This is a genomic window from Eikenella sp. NML03-A-027 (assembly GCF_001648395.1).
GTDB lineage: Bacteria > Pseudomonadota > Gammaproteobacteria > Burkholderiales > Neisseriaceae > Eikenella > Eikenella exigua.
In genome coordinates this window covers 101,104-122,324 of sequence record NZ_LXSM01000011.1, presented here as the reverse complement: position 1 = coordinate 122,324, position 21,221 = coordinate 101,104, and the positions used below count along the sequence as shown (strand labels likewise).

Below are 21,221 nucleotides of genomic sequence, written 5' to 3'. Positions count from 1 at the left end.
AAATTCCGCCTTCAGGTCTTCGCGGAAGCTGCCGACTGGATTTTGTCTTTCAACTGCGCTTCCAGTCCAGAACGGGCGAGCCATTGCATCAAAGGGTCGGCGAAATTCTCCCGAATGATGGCCACCATCAGTTCCAAAATTTCCACCGCATTGTCGAACACCATTTCTCGGCGGTCGGCAGTCAGTTTCTCTAAATCGCCGTCTGCGTTCTCTACTGAGATATGGTCCGGGTCGAGCAGGCGGTTTGCCCATTTGGTTAGCGATTTGCCCGACAGGCTGCCTGAAAGGGCAGTAAGTGCATTCATCGTGCCGTCTTGTTCGCTTTCAGGCTTGATTAAGCTGCCCAGCGCCGGCAACAGCTCTTTTTGCAGGTCGCCGAACACTTCCAAGGCCGTAAAAGCATCCATGCGGGAGATGCCGAATTTATGTTCGCCAATGCTGACGATTTTCGGTTTACGCATCAGTTACCCCCTACGGTGTAAGTGGCTGAAGCGGTTTCAAATACCCATTCGCGGTTGCCCACTTCTTTGCCAAATTCGCTGTTGGGTTTCTTTACAATCCACGCCGCACCGGCCATGAACAGCGTATCGCCGCGCAGGTCTTTAATCATCAGCGGCAGCGGCATAGCACCGCCAGAGGCAATGTCTGCATCGTGTAACGCGCTGAATACATTATTGGACTGGCTGGTTTGTTGCAGGGTAATGGTTACCTTGCAGCGTTTATCTGCGCTCATGGAGCGGGCGACTTCGCCGTCCGCGCCGGCTTGGCTGGTAATGCCATCAGCCATCTGCTCAATCGAAACGAATGTACCATCCACCATACCTTTGACGCTGTGTGCGCCGAACGTAACCGCCACGCGGTCGCTTGCATACGTTTTTACGTCTGCCATTTTGATTCTCCAAGTAAATAAGCTGCCTGAAATATTCAGGCAGCCTTGTTTTAGATAGCGTTACAGCGTATAGCCTAGGCTGAATTTGATTTCCACCAAATGCACTGCACCGGCCAAGCGGGCAGAGCCGCCAATATCCTGCAAGATGCGGGATGCTTTGCGGTTCGGGCTGATTTCCGAAGCGCGGGGGTAGGTAATGCGGAATGAGGGGATAACGGCGTTATTCTCGTCCAGTTCCTCTTCCGCGATACCGCCACGCCGTACCCCCAACACAAGGCTTTGCTGCATGGCGTTCACGATGATTTGGATACCTTTGTCGGTGTAGGGAACTTTGCCGCCGGCATTAATCAGCGCATATGCAACGTCTGCCTGCATGTTGGCTTTCAACCAGTCGCGGAAGCGGATAACGTCTATCCACTCGCCCGCTGCGGTCTTACCGCCCTGCGAAATAGCGAAGCTGCCGAAGGTTTCAAAGGTCGTGCCGTTCTTTTTCTGCACTACCAGCACATCGCCTTCCGGCAGGCGGTCGGCGGTAATGCCGTTGAGCTTCACGTTTGCCCAAGTTTCGCCACCCGGGTAGTAGGTAAAGCGTTCCGCCATCAGTGCCACTTCAAGGTATTCCGTTGCCGCTTTGGTGTGATACAGGCCGAAAGTGTAGGCGTAGCCCTTGTTTTTCAGTTGGCTCAATAGGTCGTTATCTACCGAGCCGTCGGTAATGTTCTGCGCGGCGGATGCCGTACCGAACAGTTTGTGATTGGTTTCCGCCCAAGCGGCCACCGCCAATACATCGGCTTCGGTGCGGCTGTCCACAGTCAGGCCGTACCACTCGTCGCTCTCGCGTTTTACTGCATTGAGCGTCTGCGCCCAATCTTCGTTTGACGTGGCCGTGCCAACGGTCATATTCGCGCCGGTTCGCACGGTAAATGCCGCGCCCGCCTTATGGGTCAGGGTCAGCGTGTTGCCGGAAACGGCGGCCTCCACCTGCACATCGGCCACACCGGCAAGCGAGGTTTTTAGGCTATTGGCAATCTGCTCTGTGGTCTCGGTATTGGCGGTCAGCTTCACGGTATGGGTTACGGTGTCGCTATCTTTCTTCCACGCCACGGTCAGCGCGTATTCCGCACCTTTCACCGCCTTGTCCACCGTTACCGCCACGCTTTGCGCCAAGCGGCGTCCAATGAACATCTTGGCCGGGTGGCGGCCTTGCGAGAAAAACGCCTGCGCCGCGCGATACAGCGCATCAGACGGCTTCGCACCCAAATCCAAGAGCTGGTCTGCGCCGGTAATCGCCATCACGCGCGACAGACTTAAAACGTGCGGTGCAATAAAAATCATGTCGCTGAAATTTGATACCGCAATACCTGTGGTGTTAAGCGAAATCTGCACATCCACTAGGCGGTCGATATTTGCCATTTTTTGGTTCTCCGTAATAAAAAAGCCGCCCTATGGCAGCACACCGGCAGACAAATCCACCGAATCAATCGTTTCTAACTGTTCAATCAGGCTGGCAGTGTATCGGTAGCGGAAACCACCCACCGCCTGCGGCTCGTAATCCACCTCCAGCAGTTGCGGCACTTGCTGCACCGGCTCGAAATCGACAATATCGGTATTCGCCACTTCCAGCATCTCTGCCACCGCTTCCGTTTGCAGGCGGTTAATCAGCGCATCCAGCTCCTCAAAACAACCAACGCCGAAGCATTGTAGGTGTACCTTGGCTTCACGCGTACCGTCCAGCTTACGGGTGCGGTCTGTGCCGATTTGTCCAGTATGTACCGGCCATACGGCGGTTGTCTGCCGAACATCCAATACCATAAACGGCGGCTTTGGCCGTTTGCCGTTCTCATGCGCCCAAATCAGCGGCAGAGTGGTTTGTGCAGCCAAGATGTCGTACAGTTTTTCCTTCATTGCGCCGCCTCCGCCGCCAGATAGCGGTAATGGCTGATGACGTTGGAGCGGTAGGGCGCAACCGCAATCACGCGGTAATGCCGCCCCTGCCACACCAACACATCGCCGTTGTTGTCCGCCCCATCCACGTTCAGCAGCGCATCGGTATAAATCCGCACCGCCCGCTCAATACGTTTGCCTTCAGGCAGGTTCTGCATATCGTCGTTGGTGGCCGGTTGCACCGATGCCATGATTTCCAGCACCGTATCGCCGCCCTTAACCCAACGCCCTTTCACATACTGCCCGTCAGGCTGCCGGATGATTTGCTGTTTGCTGCGAAAGCTCATGAGCGCTCCCAATCTACCGAATTCATCATATCTGCCGTATCTATCAGCGGCTTGTCTGAACCTTTGCGCTTTTTGGTTGATTCCGCATTAGGAAACCAGCCGCCGTGTGCAATATGACCTTTCTGCACGTTTACATACCATGCCCCAAGCTGTGCTAATGCACCGTCTGCGCTCAAACCACCTTGATACACGCGGTAAACCAGCCGCCGCTGCGCCTCTTGGATTTGCCCGGCATTCTTTTCCGCGCAATCACTAATAAACGGGCGGGCGGGGATGGTGGATGTGCCGAAGTGGTTATACACCGCAATATCCAGCATATCCGTGCCATCATGCGAGCCTTTACCGCGCCGGATGCCGACTTTCACGCCTTTGCCGTCCAACTTCAAAGCCTGCTTGACGATGCTGTCGAAGCTGTGGTCTATCAGCTTGACTTCAACACTCATACAGCCTGCTCCCCACTGTAATGCCGCCCAAACTTGCCTCCAAGGCCATCAGCGCTTTCCAGCGGGCGTAATAGCCGAACGGGTCGCCCTCTTCGACCAGGCTGCCGTAGCTGCGCGACAAATCGCCTTCACTCTCAGACTTGATGCCGACCGGCGGCAGCGTACCGTTATCCGCCGCCTGTTTCATGGTCAGCAGATGGGCGGTGTACCACAGCCGCGCTTCGTTTTGCTTCTTGGGCGGCAGCTTCAGCGGCATAAACCCTTCTGCCGCCTCCCAAGCCGCATTCATGGCGTCTTCAGTCATGGCCGCCACATTCGGCGCAAGCGTTTTCAGCAATATTACCGTCTGCGTGTCCATGATTTACCGTCCTATTTGTTTTTACCTGAAGTTTTCTCTGGCTTGGATTCAGCTTCAGTCTGCTGCGGGGTTTCAGCTTCAGCCGCTTCAACCAAGTGGCCGCTTTCAATCAGGCTTTTCACGCCGTTGTCTTTACCGTCCACTTCCACTACTTCCAACGGGGCAATTACAGTTTGGCCGTTCAGTACCACCACGGCAGGTTTTACGTTTTTCACAAACATAGCGTTCTCCTAAAAGGCTGCCTGAAACCGTATCGCAGATTTCAGGCAGCCTGACGGGTTAGTTTTCGGCTTTGGTAAAGGCCAAGGGGTAATGCACTACCACGCCGGCAGTTCGTGCATAACACGGCACTACCAGCTCCAAGTTACGGGCTTGCGCTTCCAGTTGGTTGAACGGCATTACCAGCTCATGCACCATGTTTTCAGCGGCAAACTCGCCGATGAAAATAAGGTCTTTATTACCGCTGCCGGCTTTCTCAAACTCTGGCGCTTCTACCAGTTGCAAGCCAGGGTGTTTGGCGCTGAAGAACTCCCAAGCGGTCTTACCGTAAGATTCGGCATAGACTTTGGAAGTCAGTTGCGCGTGCAGGCTGGATGACACAATCAGGCGGTTGGGAGTGTGTACCCCTTGCGATTGCAGGCGTACGGCATTCCACAGCGCATCCAAATCAGCCACGATTTCTTGACCGGTAGCCTGCGCCCATTTCTTAGCAGAAGGCAGGGTGGTTGTACCGATGTTCGGATGGGTCAGCATGCCGTGCAGGTTGTAGGCGGCATCGCCAGTCATCGCGATTTGATTCAGCTTCACTTCGATGCTACGGCGGGCGGCTTCGCCTTTACGGGTGGGCAGGTTAGTACCCAAGCCGGCAGAGGCTTTCAGCTCTTGCACGTTGTAGCCGTAGCTCGCACCGATGCTTTTCACGCGTACGGTGTGTTCAGTACCGGCTACGTCAGCACGCGGCAGGTCATCGGCATAGTTGGCAATCACTTTCGCCATGCCTACAGTGTCGTAGGTTTTGTAAATAATGGATTCTGCCCATTCATCTGCATCGGTTTCAGCCGGCACGAGGCTCAAGCCCAGCATGGGCGGGCGTTTTTTCTCGTAAACCTTGGCTTTCACATAGTCCAGCTCACGGGCAACGAAAACGCTCTCGTCTTCACGCATAGATTGCCCAACAGATTGGGCAAATGCGGATACCGCGAGTTTTTCTGCTTCGTCATAGTGCATATGTTTCTGCATTGTCTTTCCCTTTCAATTAGGCGGTGGGAGCGTGCAGCTCAACCAAGGCCAGAGTTTTGCCGTTGGCAGCGCGTACAGAGCGCACTACGGTGTTTTCCAGCGTATCAGTAGCGGTGTTGTCCAATTCGCCTTTAGCGTTGAATTTAACTGCTTCGTAACCGGCTACGGTTTTACCGTCAGCCACACGCGCCCATACTAGGCCGCGGGTCATCACAGACACCGCATCACCCTGTTTCATCGGCTCAATCGTGGTATGCGAATGCACAGTAATGCCGACTGCCGCCGCACCCTTACCGGCCACCGCTTTGCCGCTGGCATCACGCCCCACTACCACACCGTACATCAAGCCGTCCGCTGCCACGGGATAGGTTTCCACGCGGTCGAAACCAGCATCGGCCTTCATGCCCGCGAATGCGGGGTTCATTTGGTTTTCGTACATTACTTAACTCCCTTCCGTACCGTTCATACTGTTGATGTATTTGGCTCGCGCTGCTTCCGCGCTTACTTCAGGCTGGCCTTTGTCAGCCATATCCTGTCGCTGCTTGGCAACTGCATCCGCTTTTTGGACTTCAGCGTGGCTCTGTAGCGCGAAATCGTAGGCAGCCTGTACATAGTCATCAGACTTGCCGTCAAAGTTCACACTATTGCCGCGAATAGCCTTAATCACGCCTTCTTTAATGGCGCGGTCGGCGCTGTCTGCGTTAAATTCCACTTGATGCGTGTTGGCTACTGCTTCCAGTTCCACGCGGGAACGGGCGGTGGCTAAAGCATCCTGCTTCATTTGCGGCAGTTCGCTTTGCAGCTTTTTCAAATCCGCTTCAGCAGCATCAGCACGCGCCTGCTCTTTGGCTTTGGCGGCTTCACTGTCAGCGGCATCCTGTTTTAGTTTGTTGTACGCCTGAATGACTTCGGGCGCGGCATCGTATTCAATGCCGTTATCCAAACGCATTTTTGACATGGTTACGTCCTTATCGTTAAAAACGGCATCGCCGTCCATATTTAAACGTGCCACCCCGGCACGCCCCTTCTTCACAATCGCCAAATGGTTTGGGCGGATGTTGCGCTGTACTGCATCGTAGCGCTCGCCGTCAGGCGAAATGCCCGGCGTTTCGTCCAAGTCCAATTTATAGCCGACTGAAAGATCTTTATTTCCCGCGTTTACCGCTGCGGGGTTGTGAATCACAATATCGGCAATCAGGTTCTTGCCGTCTTGCCTTGCCTCGCCCAGCACCGCGCCTATCGTGTGATTGGCGGCGTTGGCGCTGGTTACTAATCCGGGATGGCCGTTGGTAATCGGTAATCCTTTGTAACCTTGCAGGCTGTCTACGTGGAATACCTCTTCAGGCGGGCGATATTCGCGCCGCTCGCTACCATCTGGATTGAGGTAAACAAAAACGCCCGTCCGGGTTAGGACAGGCGTGTCGTAAATAAAACCATCTTCGTTTTGGGTCGCTTTAACCGGCGCTCGGTCGTAGCGGATGCTCATAAACCACTCCCTTTAAATCTTCCAAGTCGGGGAATACTGCTTCAGCGTAGCAGCGGCATTGGAAATCCATGCCAGGGTGTCCACCTGCTGGCGAACTGTTCCAGTTGAACTTCTTGCCTTCGCGTTCAATATGATGTTTACGCTCGCGGTTATCCAACACGCCGCGCCAAACATATTCATCTACGCCGATTTGTTGCTGTCGGTAGCGGGTAAGCTGCCCGTTTAGCTTGCCGGTCTGGTCTCTAGCAATCAGCCGCGCCCTGCTTTTCGGCAGGTGGTAGCTGTCGCGTATCAAGGCCACTAAATCCCGATGATTACCGCCGTTGCGTATCTTCGCCACAATCCTGCCATGCAGCGTTTCCAAATATTGCGCGGGGATGGATTGGATAAGCCGGATATTGTCCGCTTCAAACTCGCCCAACAGTTCCAGCAGCCACGGTTCATGCGTGAAGATTTCCACGCCGTACACCGAACGGATAACCGCATGGAACTGGCGGCGGTTAAACCTATCCACCTGTCGAAGCAGTAGCTTCATGGCCGTGGTGGCCGCTTCCTTGGATGCAGTTAAACTACCCGCAACCGATAGCAGCCATTGCCGCAGTTTTTCAAACCACCCACTACCGGCTGGGATGTCATCCAAGCCGTCTTGTCGAATATCGCGCAATAGCGGCAGTCGCTGCTCAATCTCATCTTGCATATCGCTGCATAGTTTCAGCAGCAGCTTTTCATATTCACGCTCCACTGAAAGCGGATACAGCCACTTCTGAGGCCGTTTCCGCTGTCTAGGTTGCCGCTGCATATTCTGCTGCCTTCTCTTTGCTGCCTACTTCGCCGCTCAAGCCGAACAGGCGCTGTGATTGCAGGTATGTGAGCGCCTGCCCTTCGCTGACTGCGCCCATGCCGACAACCTTGTCCAAGGTCGCCATTTCTACCGCCAGCGTATCAGCAGCCAGCTTTTCCATTTCCGCCGCTTCTCTCGCGGTCGGGGTGTAGAGTGGCGGCCATTCGATGCGCCAGTTTTCTGCCGGTTCGCCCGGGATGCCGCTCTGTGCCACAATCAGGCTAATCAGGCGTTCTAGCGCAGGTTGGGCGCGGCGTAATCGTTCCGCCTCTACCAGCTCATGATAAATGCGTAGGTCGCCTTCGCCGGTGGCATTCAGCCCTTTGGCACTCTCGCCGAACAGTACCGTAATCGGGATACCGGTTTCCGCCGATACCACCTGCTCGAACTTGCCGATAACGTCGGTCAGCCCGCCAAGCCCCAAATCGATGATGTTGAAGCCGTCCTCGGCATCCACCGCCACCGTGTTCAGGATATTGCGCACCGAATCCACGGCGTTGATGCGCTGCTGCACCTGTTCTTCCAAGTCGGCAGAAATCAGCTCACCTAGCCCCTTCATCGAGAATACCGCCTGTTGCTTGCGCTCCATGATGGCCTTGGTGCGGCAGCGGGCTTCCTCCCATTCCAATACGGCTTTATAGCCGCGCGTTACTGCATCGCGCCCCTGCCAGTAAATGCGGCGCGTTTTAGTGTCCTGCGGCATCGGATCACCAGGAAGTGGAATCAAGCGGCTCTCATGCACAATAAAGCTGCCGCCAGTGGTGCTGATTTGGTAAAACTCCGGCTGTCCGAAGTTCGGTTTGGTCGCGTCAGAATACAGGCTGCCTGAAACCGATACCTGGTCGATGTGATATACGCGCAGTTCGGCGATTTTATCCAAGCTGCCGTAGTCCAACGGATCAGACAACGATTTATTATCAGCCACCACCGGCACAATACACGCCCCGCCGTACAACCGTGCCCAGCGCAATGCTTCTGCCACGGTAGAAATCACTTTCAGGCGATCTATCTCGTCCCGAATCGTGCCGTCATCTCCGACAACTGTGAAACCGCCAGCCATCGCCTTATCAGCAGGTGCATCCACAATCCGCGCAAATATCCCACCTTGAGCATACAGAAAAGGCGCAGAAACCGAAGTTACCCGCGCCTTTGCCATCCGACTACCCAAAACAGCAGATTGGTAGTTATCTAGTCGAAATTGTTTCATGTCAGCTTAATGCCTTAAAGCGGCTTGCTATGTTGCCGTTTTTCATTAATGGCTCTAGGGCATAGCGCACCGCATCAATGTAATGGTTGTTTTCGTCCAGTACCGCCGGCAGTACATCGCCGCTTAATCGGTCTGTTTTGTAGCTGTATAGTTTAAATTCCCGCAACGTAGCGGTGGCATCGGGGTGGATGAATACGCGCTTAAACGACTTAATGAACTCGATACCATCTTCCACGCTGCCTTTGCCTTTCAGCACGCCGATAATACGGGGCAGGCCGTGGCGTTTCAGGTAGCTGATGGATTCAGGCCGTGCGCTGTCTGCGCGTATCACATATTTTTCAATGCCGGATAGGTGTTGCCGCAGCATGGGTGCGGTATCGTCTAACTCTAGGCCGATTTTGCCATAATCCTGCTCGATATACAGACAGCCGTCATATATCCAGCATTTAACCGCTGCCGTAGGGTCTTGTGAGAAACCGAAGTCCAGCCCGAAATATGGACCATCCCAATCATCGCGCGGCGTGAAGGATTTCTCTTCATACTTGCCACGGAAAATCTGTGCTTCGCTCTTGGTGTTGTATTCCCCAAGCCATACATGACCGAACGAGTGCTGGTTATATTTGCGGTCGTACTCCATCTCACAGCGCAGCTCATCCGACAGGAATGGATTGTCGTAATAGTTCACATGAACCAAACACACTTCATCCGAGCCGTTGGCAATCGCTTCATTGAAAAAAGCATCAACCGCATCCATTGGCTGGTCGGGGTTCCATGTTACCCAAATCTCACTACCAGAGGCGCGGATAGTAGGGCGTAGCAGTTGGAAGCTGTGATGCGATAAGCTTTGCCCTTCCTCCACCCATGCAATATCAAAACCTTCTAACGATTTGATACTGTCGGCGGTGTGGTCTTGCATGCCCTGAAAAATTATCAAGCCACCGCCCGGGGTGCGGATTTCATCGCGCGTTATCTCGAATAGGCGCGATAAGCCGAATTTCTGTATCTTGCTTTCAATAAGTGCCTTGGCTGAAAATTTAAGCGACTTCTGAATCTCGCGGATACATACCACCTTTAAGCCGGGGCGCAGGATTGCCTGCTCCACCAAAGCTTCTGCCCGTTCATGCGATTTACCTGAACCGCGCCCGCCTTTAACTCCTTTGTATCGGCATGGCTTCAATAAGGGAAGAGACCAGCGCGGGGTATCAATGCTCAGGTTCATTCTGCTTAGGATCAATCACAATACGGGTAATGGTTGTTGGGGTCATGCTGCCGTCAGAGCTCACGTTATCCACCACTTGAGTTTCACTCCATCCAGCCTGTGTTTTTAAAAAGAAGATTGCAGCCGCCACATTTCCTTCGCGAGCCTGCTGTAGCAAGCCTTGCGCTATTGAATCGATGGCTTTTGCTCTCCCTTTTTTATATCTTTCAGAAACCTCAGGCTGTCTTTTCTCGATTTCGATGAATGTTGTTTGCGACATGCCGAAATAATCAGCAATTTGCGCCTTTGACAATACCGCAGCCAATGCCTCTACTTGTTCGATTTGCGCTTCAGTTAGCTGTTTTTTCGGCCTGCCGCCGCTTCCTTTCTTGCTTACCATTTAAACCACCTTTACCACAGACAGCGCCGTCAGTCTGAAGGCGGCTGTTCTTCTCTTGAGTTACACCAGCAAATGCAAAAAGCCCGAATGCAATTAAAGCACTCGGGCTGGATTCTATATTTGTTACCCATGGCAAAACCCCCGCATGGGTAACAATTGAATAATACGCCGCTGATAACTGAAATGCAAGTGTTTTTTATATTGTTTGTATATGAGATTTAACTAACAACACAAAAGCAGCCCGAAGGCTGCTGAAAAGCCCGCACGGGGCGGGCTGGTGGGTATCTTGATTATACTGGTCCGGCAGTAATGCGCCCGAGTGGCAGGTTGGAGCGGATACCGAAATCAGACAAAAGTTCCTTGAGCTTGGTTTGGATAGCTGTTTCATAAAGCACTTGCGCTTCATATATCAAAACATCCTGCAGGAACTTTTCGGCAGCTTCCTGATTCCAATCTCCTTGTTCCTGTGTCCATGCGTCAGTTTCAAAGAAAGCAGAGATTTTGCCGTTTAACACAGTCAATTCTTGAGGCTGCTCTCGATTGCTTATGTCATGGGCGGTATAAGACAGGCTGATAGATAAGGCAAATTTATCTTTATTTTTAGCACTTACCAAATAACCCTTTACCCCAGTTGTGCTGCGCTCTTGGATCGAAGAGGTGTTCAATGTTCTGGTTTCTTCATGAACACGCACTTCGAGCGTCTCAAACCGAATACGTAGGAGGGAAAGATTATGATTCATATACCACCTCTGCGACAGAAACCGGTTTAAACTGTTTTGGGTTGTCGACTTCCCAATCGCCGGATTCGGCCAGACTTATTTTTTCTACCGTTGCCAGTAACGAGCGTGTATCATTCTTCCGCAGCCGAATAATGTGCGGGTCAGGCTTTAAGGAAAGCTGGAATTGCTTATCTAAAGCAGTAGCAATATCAGCAATTGTACCGAGGGTAAGGTTCTTTTCTTCGGTACTTAGTATCTGTGACAAGCGGGCAGCAGAGATATTTAATTTGTTAGCCAGCTCTTTCTGCACGATGCCCTGTTTGGCAATTTCTTCCCGCAACAAATCAGCCGCCTGTATATTAAGAGCAGTGCGGTTGAATTTCAGGCGGTAGGCGTTTTTCTCCAGCATGCGGTTGAGAACACCTTTTCTTTGCGGCTTAGTAGCCGCCGTTTTTACTATATTCATCATAAATCTCCTTCATCAGTCTTTTATCCGATGGGAGCAGTTTAGGGGTTGTCTTGCGGTGAAAGTGAGTAATCACCATTTGGTGTTCGTCGCTTTCAAAGTGGCGGAAGTAGGCGCGCAGACTGCCCGGGCGTTGGGTCTTGATGGCAAACCATGGATAACCTTCTGAATTGAACTCCAGCTCAAACTTCAAATCGCTCGGATCGTTGCAATAACGCACAATACGGGCTATAAGTTCGTCCGTATCGAACCCAAATAAGCTGTCTGGGAAATCATCTTCTTCCCCGTCCATACCCAGTTGCTTGGCTGCATAATCAGAGAGGATACAATCAAAGCGCTCCCCTTCATACAACAATATCGGCATAATAATTAACTTTAAACTTAACTTCAATAGCCATGTACTAGCTGGCGGCACAATCCAACATTCCACCATCATATCGTAGCCACAATAAAAAAGCAGCCCGAAGGCTGCTGAAAAGCCCGCGCTGGGCGGGCTGGGGGATTATCGTTTTATCGGTTCGGCATCTTTGATATAGGCGTCTTTAAATGTCTGCCCAGTATAAGTTTTGTTGAGAGTAATAGACAACGGACTACGATTTCTAAATGCCTGCCACAACAATTCTTGTGTATCAGCATCTATTTCCTTTGTATCCAACGCGGCAGAGATTTCATTTCCATTACTATCTACAAGAGTTAATCGGAGAATATCTGAGTCTCTGAAATTAGAAATAATAATGAAATAAGTGCCTGTTTCAATTACCGCCTTTAGCTGCCCACGTTCTGCGCGCTGGGTAGCATCTCGAATTTCAGCACTTGAATATTGCTGATTGCCTAGCTGTACGGTATTTGCTGTTTTTACTCCATGCAGCACGGCTATTCTGCTGTCTTCGCTGGTCTTCTCTGTGTGATCTAGCACCTGTTCTGCTGTTGGTAAGGTGCCGCGGGGACTGTTTAATGCAGCTTTCAATCGTTCTGTTTGTTGTTTTTCTGCCTCTTGTTTGGTACGTTCTTGCTCTGCATCTTGCTGTTGTGCAATTTGAGCTCTAGCTGTTTGCCCTTGCTCCCCTATAGCCTTCCAGCTAACAACGAAAAAACCAATCAGCGATATCATAGCCATAATGAAAATAGCTTTTGATTTCACGTCCATTCCATCCATAACTTTGTTAGCTAACTCACATACTGCGTTGATTATTTTATCAACTATTACATCTGTTGAGCCTGATTTAATTGTAAAAATAAGCTCATAATCTTTCAAGTCCTGCTTGGTTAATTTCCGGATATCATCCTTCCCATATAGCGCATAAGCAACAGACTTATAAAAATTTCTTTGAATAGTAACTAACGCTTCAGCAAAGGATGAAGGGAAGCTTGCCTGATAATCTTCACCATCAACCTTAATAAACAATATCAACCTATCTTGATGGCTTTGTAATAAGGCCTTTAAATCGCTTTCATCTGTAATGGTTTCAATCGACTTATAAATATCATTAAAATCAGCAGTCTGAAGAATAGCGCTCATTTTTTATCCTTTCCAATTTGGCGTTCCACTACAAATAACTCTGTTTGAACTTGCAACAGGGGTGGGACTAAATCCGTATTTTTCTCATCTATCGCCATGTTTTTTAACACCTCTTACCCGGGACTAAAACGCCATTATAACGCAGCCAGTCCTAATTACTATTAATCCAACTCGCTTCACCAAACCGCGCGGCCATCCCTGCCTCAGTTTTAATTTGGTGGAATTCTACCAAATTAAAATTTGGGTTATTGATGGTTTCCCAAACCCCAAGAAAATCAATGGTATTTTTATTTCTTAACCACGATTCGATTAAGGGGCTTGGGCTACCTGAAATCAAATATCAAAACAGAGTCGGTGATACTGCTGTTTCTCCGCCGCATCACCCGCCCACGGGAAGCTGTCGAAATATCGATGGTCGGGCAAGTTTACGCCCAAGTGGCGGGCGGTGGCGCGGATAAGCCGCATCACATCTTTGGCATGGTCGCTGATACCTGCCGCCAGCGAACGATTGAATAACCTGAATGCCGCATCATGATGATAGATGAACTCCGCACAGAACAGCGTATGGAACAGCATCGGTTCGAGATTGGGCAGCGTGGCAGGCAGCCTGTCCAACACTTCGCCGCTAATACCGTTATGCAACATCAAGCTGTGAACGTAGGCCACCGCAGAGGGCAGCAGCGGCGCGGCGATTTGGTCGATATGCGCCACACCGAAGCGTTGATGCACCATGCGGTAGGCTGCCGAATAATCGATACCGCAGCGGGCGACCAGCAGCTTGACCGCATCCACTAAGCCGCGCCGTTCGTCTATCGTGGTTTGGGTTTCGAGCTTGGGGCTACCTGAAACATCTTCCTGCGTATCGAGAAACGCACGGATAACCTTCAGCGAGAAGGCGGGGGAGATCCACATGCCGTAGTGAACCACCAGCTCTTTGCAAACGAATGTGCCAAGCCCTTGTTTTGACTGGATAACACAGTTTTGTGTTTTCTCTAATTCTTTAATAAGTTCAATAGCTTGCTGACTACGAAGCCAAGCATGCGGCTCATGCTTACGTTCTTTGCCAGCAGCGCGGTGTAAATCGTTGATGGAATAAAGCCCGTTGAACTGACGGACAGAGACATTGGCCACAGAGATTTGAGCGTTCATTTCTGAACTCCTTTTGATTTAGGGATTAAAGGCCACCTGAATAGGTGGGGGTGTCCTACGCTCAAAAGATGCGCCGGGTCGTTGCCGATACCCGCACCCCCGTAAACTTGAAAATCTGTTGAAGGAGAGAGCAATCAGCAGACTGTTGGGGATTTGGTATAGATACAAAAATACCGACAACTGGTCGGGTACAGCTTTTGAAGTAGGAGACTGCATCATAAACAAAACCCCCTGCAAATGCAAGGGGCTTTGATTATTGGTTACTTCATCGCCATACTGACTTCTACATCCGTATCGGTAATAACGCAACGTGCGCGGTACTCTATTTCCATGCCAGCATTATTTTTTGCAGTAAAGCCACGGGTAACAACAATATTCCCTGTCGCCCCGATAGATGTTCCTGTATCAAGAATATGCCCGCTAAACGTGGATGGGTTTGCTAATTGCCGCTTAATAGCAGCATCGCATAGGTTGATAGCAGCGGCTTCATCAACCTGCTTATCCTGCACAGCCGTAACAGATGCTTGGCCTTTAATATCAGCCTCGGAAACATAGAAACGCTTGCCGTTGGCGCAATCGGCGAAGAATACAATCTGACTGCGCGGCTTACTCTTGCTGTCAGAAACCTCTACGATTTCCACCCTGTCGCAAGTGGATTCATTGGCCACAAGTAAAGCAGCCTGTGGCAGTAGTTCGTTGATTTTCGCAACGCCTGCCTTACCCCAACGTTGATAAAGTTTCGGGTAGTCTTTTTGCGTGTATTTGAAATCCAAAATACCAGCAGCAATTTTGGATTCTGGAGAGACAGTAGACGATTGACTGGCTTGACTGCCTCCACCAGACGAGCTACCGCCATCACAACCCCTGCCAAGTGAGAAAAACACACAGACGGCAAAAAGTATCCAAAGCACCTTTTTAACTGGGATTTTTTGTTTAGTTCCCACGCCGTTTTCAGGAGTATTTTGTTTGATTTTCACGCCTTTTTGTTGTTTAGTTCCCACACTAGCTAATGTTTGGCGCTGTATCCAGTTCTGCCTACGGACTTCCAAATCTTGCGGTTCGTCAAATAACGCGGTACGCAATGTTTTGATAAATGCTTCATTTTGCTCTATCAGCAACCGCCTACCATCAAACAGGTGGATTTCAATTACGCCGCCGCTTTCTTCGCTATATGATTCAATATCGATTAGATAAATCTTTGTTTTCCTGTTGAAAACAATAAATGAATCATTATAAGCAGCAGGAGCTTTTGGGAAGTCCCCTGCCAGCACTTTAATTAAACGCATCATCTTTTAGCTCTCTTGTGCAGTTGGGAATATTACTAAATCTTAACAAAACCATTACAACTGTTCAAACAACAGCTCGAAATCTTCCCCTGCCAGCTTGCGGATTTCCTCCAGCCAGTACATTAGCCCTTTATCTGTTTGGGTGTGGACTACTCTTTCCCCGTGGATAGCAAATGCCTGCTGTAGCCGCTCTTCATAGTCAGCTTGAGATTTTGCGCCCATGCCGAACGAGACCTTAATCATCTTTTGCATGGCCTGCGGAACTTTGCCCCATGCTGTTAGTCCAAGCCAGAAGGCATCTTCGCCGTATGGATATACGGTTTTGCTCTCTTGCTGTTGTTGCGGCTTCGGCTCGCCTTGGTAGCGGTGTTCGATGCTCAAACAATGCGAGCGGGCGCGAACATCACGATAACGGCGCTCGAAGGCTTGGGCGTAATCAATCATCAGCTCTAAATTGTTCATACTATTTCCTGTTCATCTGTTTGGATAGTAGTTTCTTGATACGGCGGCGTTTCATTACCCGGTACCAGCGGCTTGCCCGGATTTTTGCCTTGCGTTGCCGCTGGGCTTCACGGCGGGCTACTTCATCAAAGGTCGGGTCTTTGTAGGTTTGCGGCATTCACCCCTCCCTTCCGCCAAACTCCACCCCGTTGCCCGCCGCCCACGCCTGGATATACTCAATCAAACTCGCCGTACGCCGCACCCCCATCCGCGCCGTACTCTCCCGTAAGTTGATGACTTCGCCCTCCAAGCCAATCGCCATTTCAGCCGTGCCGCCGGTGGCAATCCGGTGCCCGGAGACAAAAATCATCTTCCATTGCTCGATTGAGAGTTTTTGGCCATTAAAGGTTTTCTGTTTCGCAATATCCCCCAGCATCGCGTGCAGCTTGGCATTTTGCGCATCCGAACGTTTCCGCTCCCGCACTTCCACAATGACCTTTTCATGCGACTGCAATAGCGTTCCCGCCATCTCATACGCCAGCTTCATCACATCCCGCTTGTTTTTCTTGTCTAGCACCCGCTCAAACTTTTGGCTCATTCGATTTCCCTCGCCTTCCTGCGGTACTCCGCCGCCAGTTCGCGCAGCTCCTCTTTCGTCCACTTCCGCACTTCATGGTCGGCATCCAGCTCCTCCACCCGCGCCTGCCCGATGCGTTCAATCAAGCCCTGCCGGTAGCCCCGGATATTGCCGCTCTCGTACAGGTTGCAGCGCACACAGCCGCCATGCACATTGGCCTCGTCAAACCGCAGCTTGCCGCTCCTGCCCGCCGGCACATAGTGGCAGGCTTGGAAGTTGTCCTTCCACGGTGTGCCGCAGCTGATGCAAGGCCTGCCCCTGTCCCGCAGCCGGATGTAGCGGTTAAACGCCTGTTGTGCCTTCTTGGTCAGCTCCGGTATCGTCTCCAGCCTGTGCCGCAGTGCCTTGGTTCTCGCCCGCTCCTTGCGCTTGGCTTCGCGCTCTGCCTTGATAGCCGCCTTGCGCTTCTGCTCGCGCCGATACTCAATGCCGCAGGTTATGGAACAGACAAGCTGCCCCATCCTCTGCTTCTCAAACACCGTGCCGCACACCTTGCATTTACGCTTGGCCATCCCGCTTCCTCCCGCGCCAAACCGTCCGGTAGCGTTGCGGGTATGATGTGATGTAGCCCCGGTATTCGCGCCAGCATTCCGATACGAACAGCCAAGCCCCGGCCAAAGCCGCGAATATCAGCAACAGCACAAAGCCAATCAACAGCACCACGGGCGAAGTCAGGATATACAGCCATCTGTGCTGCTCGTAACGTTGTAAAAATTCATCAATCGATTCCATGTTGTTTCCTCACTTTCTCCAAAATCTCTTCACGGGTCGGCGCACCGGACATGGCAGTCAGCTGGTGCAACATCTTCTCCTGCAGCTTCCTGTTTGGCCGGCAGCGGCGGATTTGTTCGGCACAGCATTCCGGGCAGCGGAAGTTCAGCACAGGGCCGGTAGGCGGGCAGCAGGGGCAGTTATCCACGGCTGCTCTCCCAGTCGAATATCAACACTTCCCCGCCATCCTCTTTCACGCGGTCGGCGATGCGGTCGCCCACCGCCGCTTTGAAGCCTTCAGGGTCGAGGTTGGAAATCAGGATGGTGGGTTTCATGTTCTGATAGCGTTCGTTGAACACGTCGAACAGGGCGCGGCTCTCGGCCTCCGTGCCGCTCTGCACGCCCACCTCGTCGATAATCAGCAGGTCGTAGCCGCCGAAGGCCTCGATAACCTCGCTCTCGCTTATTTCGCTGTCGTAGCTCTTGGATTCGCGCACGATGCGGTTGATTTCAGCCACGCTGGTAAAACGGGCAAAACCATTGCAGTTGCGGATAACATGCCGCCCGATGGCGCAGGCCAGATGGGTTTTGCCCGTACCAGCATTGCCCAGCAAAGTCAGGCAGCGGCCGGAATGTTCGCCACTACTGAACTCTTTGGCGTAGGCTTTGAAACGCTCCACGATGTAGCGCTGCTGCTCGTTGTCGGCACGGTAGCCGGAGATGGTTTTGTCGCAAAACCGCTTCGGAATGCGGGAATCGCCAATGCGTTTCTCAATTTGCTGCAGATGCCATTGGCGGTATTGTTCCGCCCGCTCTTCAGCCTGTTTCTGCTGGCGTTCCGCTTCGGCTTCTTTGGCACATTCAGGGCAGCCGCGAGTGAAGCGGGTGTACACCTCCTCGGTGTACTCGATGCCGTGTTTGGCACAGGTTTTCTGGCTGGTGCTGACGGGGGTAAACAGGTCGGGCAGTTTTTCGCGTACAAGGTCGCCGATGCTGTGCAGGGTTTCGGTTTCCATCACAAAATATCCTTGGCTAGGTGGGCGCCGCCGTTGCTGTGCTGCGGCACGGTGTTGATGCGGTTGGGCTTGGGGTTAGGGGCATTGCTGCCACGGTTGGCATGCAGCCATTCGGCACGGAAGCCGCGCCAGCCCCGTTCACAGCAAATCGTCAATACCTGCTCCAGCGACAAGCCCGCGTTGTTGGCCTCACGCTCGATGCCCTTCAGCGCGGTTTGGGTTATCGGGGCACGGTGGGATTTGCGCAGGGCGATGTAGTCTTGGGCAAGCTGGCCGTCTATGCCGTGTTCCCCAAGTACCCGGTAAGCCTCCGGTTCGATACGGGCGGCAGACGGTTGGCGTTTTTTCGGTTTGTCAGGTTTTAGCGGTTCAAGTTCGGCAGGCACAGGCGCATCTGCGACAGCGGATGCGTGTATATCTCTTGCTGTAATCTCTTGCTGTAAGTCTTTTGCTGAAATCTCTTGTTCCTTATAAGATTGCTCATTTTGATTCGTCGATTGCTCATTTTGACGCGATGATTGCTCATTTTGATTCGTCGATTGCTCATTTTGAGCAATCGATTGCTCAACCGTTTCCAGCGCGAAATAATCAATGGCGAACCAGCGCCGCTTATCAAAGCCGGACTGGTTGTATTGAGTGGTGGTAATAATCAGTTTCTGCTCTTCCAAGCTGGCAATAACCCGGCGGATGGTCGGGGCAGACCAAAACGGGAAAATGGCCTGCCAGTCGGCAGACGAGTTGTATATCCAGCGCTGCCCGTCTTTCTCATGCTTGCTCATGCTCAAAAAGTAGTGAAGCTGCTGTAAGAATATGGCTTCGTTCAGCCCGATGCGGATAGCCAAAGTAGGCAGCACCTGCAACGGGGATTCGTTGATTAACAGTTTGCTCATCATAGATTCCACATATCAATGAATGCTTGGGTTTCGCTTTCGATAGCCGCCCGCCACTCAGTCCAATTTTTGGTCGATAGTGCCAGCTCTTTCAGCCAGTCCATCCGTACCCCCTCATTAACCGCGTTCTTCATCAAAACCAGTGCCATTTTTTCATTCACATAATGAAACCGATTCCGCATAATTCCTCGGATGTATAGCAGTTGGCGCATATCTTCCGGCACGCTTTGATAGGCAAGGTTTCTCGGGATATAGTTGAAAAAATCATCTGCCGAATCAGGCATTTTTGCAGAGGAAAAGCGTTCAGCTACCTTATCTATCGAATCTAACACAGCATTAAGCGAATACTTTTTCAGCCATCGCTTAATGGTTCTTTTACCTTGGTCGTTTACTGCGGCTGGGGAAATAAACTCATTGATTCTTGTTGCCACTGCCTCAATGCATTGGCTATCAATATCTTGCAATTCCTCACGCCATTTCATCAGCATTTCCAACTGCTCACGCCGCTGGTTCAGTTCATCCAGCATGGCTTTCTGCTTTTGAATCACAGCGTGATCGTCCAGCGTCCGATGCTTCTTACCCTGATTGCAGTCCCGGCACAAAGTAATCAGATTCATGATGTCGTTATCGCCACCATTGCTGACCGGATTAATATGGTCTATTTCCAACACCACATCAGGTGCAGCTGCCACAATACTGACAAGTAAAGGAATCTCGCTTTAAAACTTCAAACCTAAGTTTTTTTGTTATCGATTTGCGCTTGCTTTGTGTCGTCTTGTTTGTCATAATCTACTCCGATTTGTAGCTCTCCCTAACACCATTGCCCGCCACGCTCCGGCGGGCTTTTTTTCATCCCCACCATTCCCGAAACCGCCGAAACCAGGCAGCCCTGACCGGCACATAAATCCGTTGCATGATTTGCCCGTCATAACGCGCATTGGCCGCAGCCCCCAGTTTCTCCCTAGCCTCTTCCGGGCTGTCCGCCCAAATGCTCAATGACCACGTCCTGCCTTTGAAACGGTAGGAGAACGTATATTCGTTTTTCGCATAATCCATAGGAGTTCCTTAGTGTGATTTTCCAGCCCGCCTCAGCGGGCTTTCTTTTGCCCGTCTGTCCGGGCTGCCAAGCGTCTTTCCGCTTTGTCTGCCGTGGTAGAATGGCTGCCTCTCACAACAGCCGACCACGGAGTTAGAAATGGCTATACCTGATTCACTTCCCCTTACCTGCCCGCAATGCGGCGGACAGGGATTCCACGTCGATAGAAGCGACGGCGACGGTCTGAACGCCTTGATTGGCGGTGTCTGCCCCAGCTGCGGGTACGTTTTCAGCCAAACGGATGTCGATAAAATCACCAACCACCTCAAGGAGCTTATGGCAGCCGAACTGCGCGACCAGCTCAAGAAGGCGGGGTTCAAATAGATTTAACCCGCTGAAGTCCAGCTTCAACGCTTGGACGAATACACCTTCTTTCGTTTCTTCCTGGGCAAACCATCCCCTCTTTTCCAGCAGTCGGTCATAATTCCGAACGGTGGCGACGGCATGGCACATCTCTTCAGCTTTATCCAGTAGGTTTGCTCCGGGATGTGCTTCCGCCAACCTCAACAACGCCCTGACAATCTCTTCTTGGTCATCAAGTGAAACAAAAGACCGTTGTTTTTCTTTCATCTTCTTTCCTTTCCTCAAAAATATTTGCGACCCTACTCGTCCCTAATCGTCTCTGTGAGCAAATCCTGATTAGGCGTAACCTCTCCGTACAGTTTTTCGCGCAGCAGTTGGCGAATCAGCGGGCTGAGCGAATCGTAGCCACGTATGGCGGCCAGCGTTTTCAAGTCGGCCTTAAGCTTCTCCGGCAGGTGCAGCTTGACCTCTTCAGTGCATTTTTCGCGTTTCATGGCTTAACCCTAAATACTTCCGCATACAAAGCACGCAGTTTGTCCATAACGATGTATGAAGGGGTTGTTCGGGTGCCGTTATTCAGCTTCGACACATAGGCGGTTGAGCAGCCAATATTCTTAGCAATAGCCTCATTACTCAGGCCTTTTTTCTTAATATTCGCTACAAGAGTTCTCGGTTTCATAGTCTTATCCTACTCAT

33 protein-coding genes are annotated in these 21,221 nt (G+C 51.6%); all 33 read right to left on the bottom strand.

Going from position 1 to position 21,221, the window contains the following annotated elements; all coding sequences use genetic code 11:
- Positions 1–11 precede the first annotated feature (11 nt).
- Positions 12–461 (bottom strand): phage tail assembly chaperone, encoded by a 450-nt coding sequence (locus A7P96_RS05165; RefSeq protein WP_067525291.1) that lies wholly within the window; start codon positions 459–461, stop codon positions 12–14.
- Positions 461–889, bottom strand: a complete 429-nt coding sequence (locus A7P96_RS05160; RefSeq protein ID WP_067525289.1) for a phage protein — start codon at positions 887–889, stop codon at positions 461–463. Before A7P96_RS05160 ends, A7P96_RS05165 begins: the two co-directional genes overlap by 1 nt.
- Positions 890–949: 60 nt before the next feature.
- Positions 950–2,302 carry a DUF3383 family protein gene (locus A7P96_RS05155; protein ID WP_067525287.1) on the bottom strand — a complete coding sequence of 451 codons (1,353 nt, stop codon included), beginning with the start codon at positions 2,300–2,302 and terminating at the stop codon, positions 950–952.
- A 30-nt stretch (positions 2,303–2,332) separates the two neighbouring features.
- A complete protein-coding gene (locus A7P96_RS05150; RefSeq protein ID WP_067525285.1) occupies positions 2,333–2,794 on the bottom strand; it encodes a hypothetical protein in 462 nt (153 codons plus the stop codon).
- Positions 2,791–3,120, bottom strand: a complete 330-nt coding sequence (locus tag A7P96_RS05145) for a hypothetical protein (RefSeq protein WP_067525284.1) — start codon at positions 3,118–3,120, stop codon at positions 2,791–2,793. Before A7P96_RS05145 ends, A7P96_RS05150 begins: the two co-directional genes overlap by 4 nt.
- Positions 3,117–3,563, bottom strand: a complete 447-nt coding sequence (locus A7P96_RS05140) for a hypothetical protein (RefSeq protein WP_067525282.1) — start codon at positions 3,561–3,563, stop codon at positions 3,117–3,119. Before A7P96_RS05140 ends, A7P96_RS05145 begins: the two co-directional genes overlap by 4 nt.
- Positions 3,553–3,921 (bottom strand): DUF4054 domain-containing protein, encoded by a 369-nt coding sequence (locus A7P96_RS05135; protein WP_067525280.1) that lies wholly within the window; start codon positions 3,919–3,921, stop codon positions 3,553–3,555. Before A7P96_RS05135 ends, A7P96_RS05140 begins: the two co-directional genes overlap by 11 nt.
- Before the next feature lie 11 nt (positions 3,922–3,932).
- Complete coding sequence (locus A7P96_RS05130; RefSeq protein WP_067525279.1) at positions 3,933–4,142, bottom strand: hypothetical protein; 210 nt, start codon at positions 4,140–4,142, stop codon at positions 3,933–3,935.
- A gap of 58 nt (positions 4,143–4,200) precedes the next feature.
- Positions 4,201–5,160, bottom strand: a complete 960-nt coding sequence (locus A7P96_RS05125) for a DUF2184 domain-containing protein (RefSeq protein WP_067525277.1) — start codon at positions 5,158–5,160, stop codon at positions 4,201–4,203.
- Positions 5,161–5,176: 16 nt separating this feature from the next.
- The gene (locus A7P96_RS05120; protein ID WP_197476449.1) at positions 5,177–5,584 is read right to left on the bottom strand and encodes a hypothetical protein; all 408 of its coding nucleotides are present in this window, start codon (positions 5,582–5,584) and stop codon (positions 5,177–5,179) included.
- A gap of 18 nt (positions 5,585–5,602) precedes the next feature.
- Positions 5,603–6,646 (bottom strand): DUF2213 domain-containing protein, encoded by a 1,044-nt coding sequence (locus A7P96_RS05115; protein ID WP_067525273.1) that lies wholly within the window; start codon positions 6,644–6,646, stop codon positions 5,603–5,605.
- Entirely contained in the window at positions 6,615–7,445 is an 831-nt protein-coding gene (locus A7P96_RS05110; protein WP_067525272.1) for a minor capsid protein, read from the bottom strand. Before A7P96_RS05110 ends, A7P96_RS05115 begins: the two co-directional genes overlap by 32 nt.
- Positions 7,429–8,694: a DUF1073 domain-containing protein gene (locus tag A7P96_RS05105; RefSeq protein WP_067525270.1), complete on the bottom strand. Its 1,266-nt coding sequence runs from the start codon at positions 8,692–8,694 to the stop codon at positions 7,429–7,431. The genes A7P96_RS05110 and A7P96_RS05105 overlap by 17 nt, the downstream gene beginning before the upstream one ends.
- A 1-nt stretch (position 8,695) precedes the next feature.
- Positions 8,696–9,913: a PBSX family phage terminase large subunit gene (locus A7P96_RS05100; RefSeq protein WP_067525269.1), complete on the bottom strand. Its 1,218-nt coding sequence runs from the start codon at positions 9,911–9,913 to the stop codon at positions 8,696–8,698.
- A complete protein-coding gene (locus A7P96_RS05095) occupies positions 9,897–10,292 on the bottom strand; it encodes a hypothetical protein (protein WP_067525267.1) in 396 nt (131 codons plus the stop codon). Before A7P96_RS05095 ends, A7P96_RS05100 begins: the two co-directional genes overlap by 17 nt.
- A 290-nt stretch (positions 10,293–10,582) precedes the next feature.
- On the bottom strand, positions 10,583–11,032 hold the full coding sequence (locus tag A7P96_RS05090; RefSeq protein WP_067525265.1) for a hypothetical protein: 450 nt from the start codon (positions 11,030–11,032) through the stop codon (positions 10,583–10,585).
- On the bottom strand, positions 11,022–11,480 hold the full coding sequence (locus A7P96_RS05085) for a helix-turn-helix domain-containing protein (RefSeq protein ID WP_082887913.1): 459 nt from the start codon (positions 11,478–11,480) through the stop codon (positions 11,022–11,024). The genes A7P96_RS05090 and A7P96_RS05085 overlap by 11 nt, the downstream gene beginning before the upstream one ends.
- Positions 11,449–11,913: a hypothetical protein gene (locus tag A7P96_RS05080; protein ID WP_067525261.1), complete on the bottom strand. Its 465-nt coding sequence runs from the start codon at positions 11,911–11,913 to the stop codon at positions 11,449–11,451. The genes A7P96_RS05085 and A7P96_RS05080 overlap by 32 nt, the downstream gene beginning before the upstream one ends.
- A 66-nt stretch (positions 11,914–11,979) precedes the next feature.
- Entirely contained in the window at positions 11,980–12,996 is a 1,017-nt protein-coding gene (locus A7P96_RS05075; RefSeq protein ID WP_067525259.1) for a hypothetical protein, read from the bottom strand.
- Positions 12,997–13,329: 333 nt separating this feature from the next.
- The gene (locus tag A7P96_RS05070; RefSeq protein ID WP_067525258.1) at positions 13,330–14,145 is read right to left on the bottom strand and encodes a KilA-N domain-containing protein; all 816 of its coding nucleotides are present in this window, start codon (positions 14,143–14,145) and stop codon (positions 13,330–13,332) included.
- Positions 14,146–14,405: 260 nt separating this feature from the next.
- A complete protein-coding gene (locus A7P96_RS05065; RefSeq protein WP_156496274.1) occupies positions 14,406–15,434 on the bottom strand; it encodes a hypothetical protein in 1,029 nt (342 codons plus the stop codon).
- Between the two features lie 51 nt (positions 15,435–15,485).
- Complete coding sequence (locus A7P96_RS05060) at positions 15,486–15,893, bottom strand: hypothetical protein (RefSeq protein WP_067525254.1); 408 nt, start codon at positions 15,891–15,893, stop codon at positions 15,486–15,488.
- Positions 15,894–16,050: 157 nt separating this feature from the next.
- Entirely contained in the window at positions 16,051–16,470 is a 420-nt protein-coding gene (locus A7P96_RS05055) for a recombination protein NinB (RefSeq protein ID WP_067525252.1), read from the bottom strand.
- A complete protein-coding gene (locus A7P96_RS05050) occupies positions 16,467–17,021 on the bottom strand; it encodes a recombination protein NinG (protein ID WP_067525250.1) in 555 nt (184 codons plus the stop codon). Before A7P96_RS05050 ends, A7P96_RS05055 begins: the two co-directional genes overlap by 4 nt.
- On the bottom strand, positions 17,008–17,241 hold the full coding sequence (locus A7P96_RS05045; RefSeq protein WP_067525248.1) for a hypothetical protein: 234 nt from the start codon (positions 17,239–17,241) through the stop codon (positions 17,008–17,010). The genes A7P96_RS05050 and A7P96_RS05045 overlap by 14 nt, the downstream gene beginning before the upstream one ends.
- Positions 17,228–17,428, bottom strand: coding sequence for a hypothetical protein (locus A7P96_RS10695; protein WP_156496272.1), 201 nt, complete (start codon positions 17,426–17,428; stop codon positions 17,228–17,230). The genes A7P96_RS05045 and A7P96_RS10695 overlap by 14 nt, the downstream gene beginning before the upstream one ends.
- Positions 17,421–18,236, bottom strand: a complete 816-nt coding sequence (locus tag A7P96_RS05040; RefSeq protein WP_067525247.1) for an ATP-binding protein — start codon at positions 18,234–18,236, stop codon at positions 17,421–17,423. The genes A7P96_RS10695 and A7P96_RS05040 overlap by 8 nt, the downstream gene beginning before the upstream one ends.
- Positions 18,236–19,126, bottom strand: coding sequence for a hypothetical protein (locus tag A7P96_RS05035; RefSeq protein ID WP_067525245.1), 891 nt, complete (start codon positions 19,124–19,126; stop codon positions 18,236–18,238). Before A7P96_RS05035 ends, A7P96_RS05040 begins: the two co-directional genes overlap by 1 nt.
- The gene (locus tag A7P96_RS05030; protein ID WP_197476448.1) at positions 19,126–19,818 is read right to left on the bottom strand and encodes an HNH endonuclease; all 693 of its coding nucleotides are present in this window, start codon (positions 19,816–19,818) and stop codon (positions 19,126–19,128) included. Before A7P96_RS05030 ends, A7P96_RS05035 begins: the two co-directional genes overlap by 1 nt.
- A 157-nt stretch (positions 19,819–19,975) precedes the next feature.
- Positions 19,976–20,182: a hypothetical protein gene (locus A7P96_RS05025; protein WP_067525243.1), complete on the bottom strand. Its 207-nt coding sequence runs from the start codon at positions 20,180–20,182 to the stop codon at positions 19,976–19,978.
- A gap of 154 nt (positions 20,183–20,336) precedes the next feature.
- Positions 20,337–20,792, bottom strand: coding sequence for a hypothetical protein (locus A7P96_RS05020; RefSeq protein WP_067525241.1), 456 nt, complete (start codon positions 20,790–20,792; stop codon positions 20,337–20,339).
- Between the two features lie 32 nt (positions 20,793–20,824).
- A complete protein-coding gene (locus tag A7P96_RS05015) occupies positions 20,825–21,019 on the bottom strand; it encodes a ribbon-helix-helix protein, CopG family (RefSeq protein WP_067438191.1) in 195 nt (64 codons plus the stop codon).
- On the bottom strand, positions 21,016–21,204 hold the full coding sequence (locus A7P96_RS05010) for a helix-turn-helix transcriptional regulator (protein ID WP_067438194.1): 189 nt from the start codon (positions 21,202–21,204) through the stop codon (positions 21,016–21,018). The genes A7P96_RS05015 and A7P96_RS05010 overlap by 4 nt, the downstream gene beginning before the upstream one ends.
- Positions 21,205–21,221: the final 17 nt, after the last annotated feature.

Bases quoted from the DNA above. Each gene is read 5' to 3' on its own strand.
- A7P96_RS05165 (WP_067525291.1), bottom strand. From the start codon at position 461: ATGCGTAAACCGAAAATCGTCAGCATTGGCGAACATAAATTCGGCATC.
- A7P96_RS05160 (WP_067525289.1), bottom strand. From the start codon at position 889: ATGGCAGACGTAAAAACGTATGCAAGCGACCGCGTGGCGGTTACGTTC.
- A7P96_RS05155 (WP_067525287.1), bottom strand. From the start codon at position 2,302: ATGGCAAATATCGACCGCCTAGTGGATGTGCAGATTTCGCTTAACACC.
- A7P96_RS05150 (WP_067525285.1), bottom strand. From the start codon at position 2,794: ATGAAGGAAAAACTGTACGACATCTTGGCTGCACAAACCACTCTGCCG.
- A7P96_RS05145 (WP_067525284.1), bottom strand. From the start codon at position 3,120: ATGAGCTTTCGCAGCAAACAGCAAATCATCCGGCAGCCTGACGGGCAG.
- A7P96_RS05140 (WP_067525282.1), bottom strand. From the start codon at position 3,563: ATGAGTGTTGAAGTCAAGCTGATAGACCACAGCTTCGACAGCATCGTC.
- A7P96_RS05135 (WP_067525280.1), bottom strand. From the start codon at position 3,921: ATGGACACGCAGACGGTAATATTGCTGAAAACGCTTGCGCCGAATGTG.
- A7P96_RS05130 (WP_067525279.1), bottom strand. From the start codon at position 4,142: ATGTTTGTGAAAAACGTAAAACCTGCCGTGGTGGTACTGAACGGCCAA.
- A7P96_RS05125 (WP_067525277.1), bottom strand. From the start codon at position 5,160: ATGCAGAAACATATGCACTATGACGAAGCAGAAAAACTCGCGGTATCC.
- A7P96_RS05120 (WP_197476449.1), bottom strand. From the start codon at position 5,584: ATGAACCCCGCATTCGCGGGCATGAAGGCCGATGCTGGTTTCGACCGC.
- A7P96_RS05115 (WP_067525273.1), bottom strand. From the start codon at position 6,646: ATGAGCATCCGCTACGACCGAGCGCCGGTTAAAGCGACCCAAAACGAA.
- A7P96_RS05110 (WP_067525272.1), bottom strand. From the start codon at position 7,445: ATGCAGCGGCAACCTAGACAGCGGAAACGGCCTCAGAAGTGGCTGTAT.
- A7P96_RS05105 (WP_067525270.1), bottom strand. From the start codon at position 8,694: ATGAAACAATTTCGACTAGATAACTACCAATCTGCTGTTTTGGGTAGT.
- A7P96_RS05100 (WP_067525269.1), bottom strand. From the start codon at position 9,913: ATGAACCTGAGCATTGATACCCCGCGCTGGTCTCTTCCCTTATTGAAG.
- A7P96_RS05095 (WP_067525267.1), bottom strand. From the start codon at position 10,292: ATGGTAAGCAAGAAAGGAAGCGGCGGCAGGCCGAAAAAACAGCTAACT.
- A7P96_RS05090 (WP_067525265.1), bottom strand. From the start codon at position 11,032: ATGAATCATAATCTTTCCCTCCTACGTATTCGGTTTGAGACGCTCGAA.
- A7P96_RS05085 (WP_082887913.1), bottom strand. From the start codon at position 11,480: ATGATGAATATAGTAAAAACGGCGGCTACTAAGCCGCAAAGAAAAGGT.
- A7P96_RS05080 (WP_067525261.1), bottom strand. From the start codon at position 11,913: ATGATGGTGGAATGTTGGATTGTGCCGCCAGCTAGTACATGGCTATTG.
- A7P96_RS05075 (WP_067525259.1), bottom strand. From the start codon at position 12,996: ATGAGCGCTATTCTTCAGACTGCTGATTTTAATGATATTTATAAGTCG.
- A7P96_RS05070 (WP_067525258.1), bottom strand. From the start codon at position 14,145: ATGAACGCTCAAATCTCTGTGGCCAATGTCTCTGTCCGTCAGTTCAAC.
- A7P96_RS05065 (WP_156496274.1), bottom strand. From the start codon at position 15,434: ATGATGCGTTTAATTAAAGTGCTGGCAGGGGACTTCCCAAAAGCTCCT.
- A7P96_RS05060 (WP_067525254.1), bottom strand. From the start codon at position 15,893: ATGAACAATTTAGAGCTGATGATTGATTACGCCCAAGCCTTCGAGCGC.
- A7P96_RS05055 (WP_067525252.1), bottom strand. From the start codon at position 16,470: ATGAGCCAAAAGTTTGAGCGGGTGCTAGACAAGAAAAACAAGCGGGAT.
- A7P96_RS05050 (WP_067525250.1), bottom strand. From the start codon at position 17,021: ATGGCCAAGCGTAAATGCAAGGTGTGCGGCACGGTGTTTGAGAAGCAG.
- A7P96_RS05045 (WP_067525248.1), bottom strand. From the start codon at position 17,241: ATGGAATCGATTGATGAATTTTTACAACGTTACGAGCAGCACAGATGG.
- A7P96_RS05040 (WP_067525247.1), bottom strand. From the start codon at position 18,236: ATGGAAACCGAAACCCTGCACAGCATCGGCGACCTTGTACGCGAAAAA.
- A7P96_RS05035 (WP_067525245.1), bottom strand. From the start codon at position 19,126: ATGAGCAAACTGTTAATCAACGAATCCCCGTTGCAGGTGCTGCCTACT.
- A7P96_RS05025 (WP_067525243.1), bottom strand. From the start codon at position 20,182: ATGGATTATGCGAAAAACGAATATACGTTCTCCTACCGTTTCAAAGGC.
- A7P96_RS05020 (WP_067525241.1), bottom strand. From the start codon at position 20,792: ATGAAAGAAAAACAACGGTCTTTTGTTTCACTTGATGACCAAGAAGAG.
- A7P96_RS05015 (WP_067438191.1), bottom strand. From the start codon at position 21,019: ATGAAACGCGAAAAATGCACTGAAGAGGTCAAGCTGCACCTGCCGGAG.
- A7P96_RS05010 (WP_067438194.1), bottom strand. From the start codon at position 21,204: ATGAAACCGAGAACTCTTGTAGCGAATATTAAGAAAAAAGGCCTGAGT.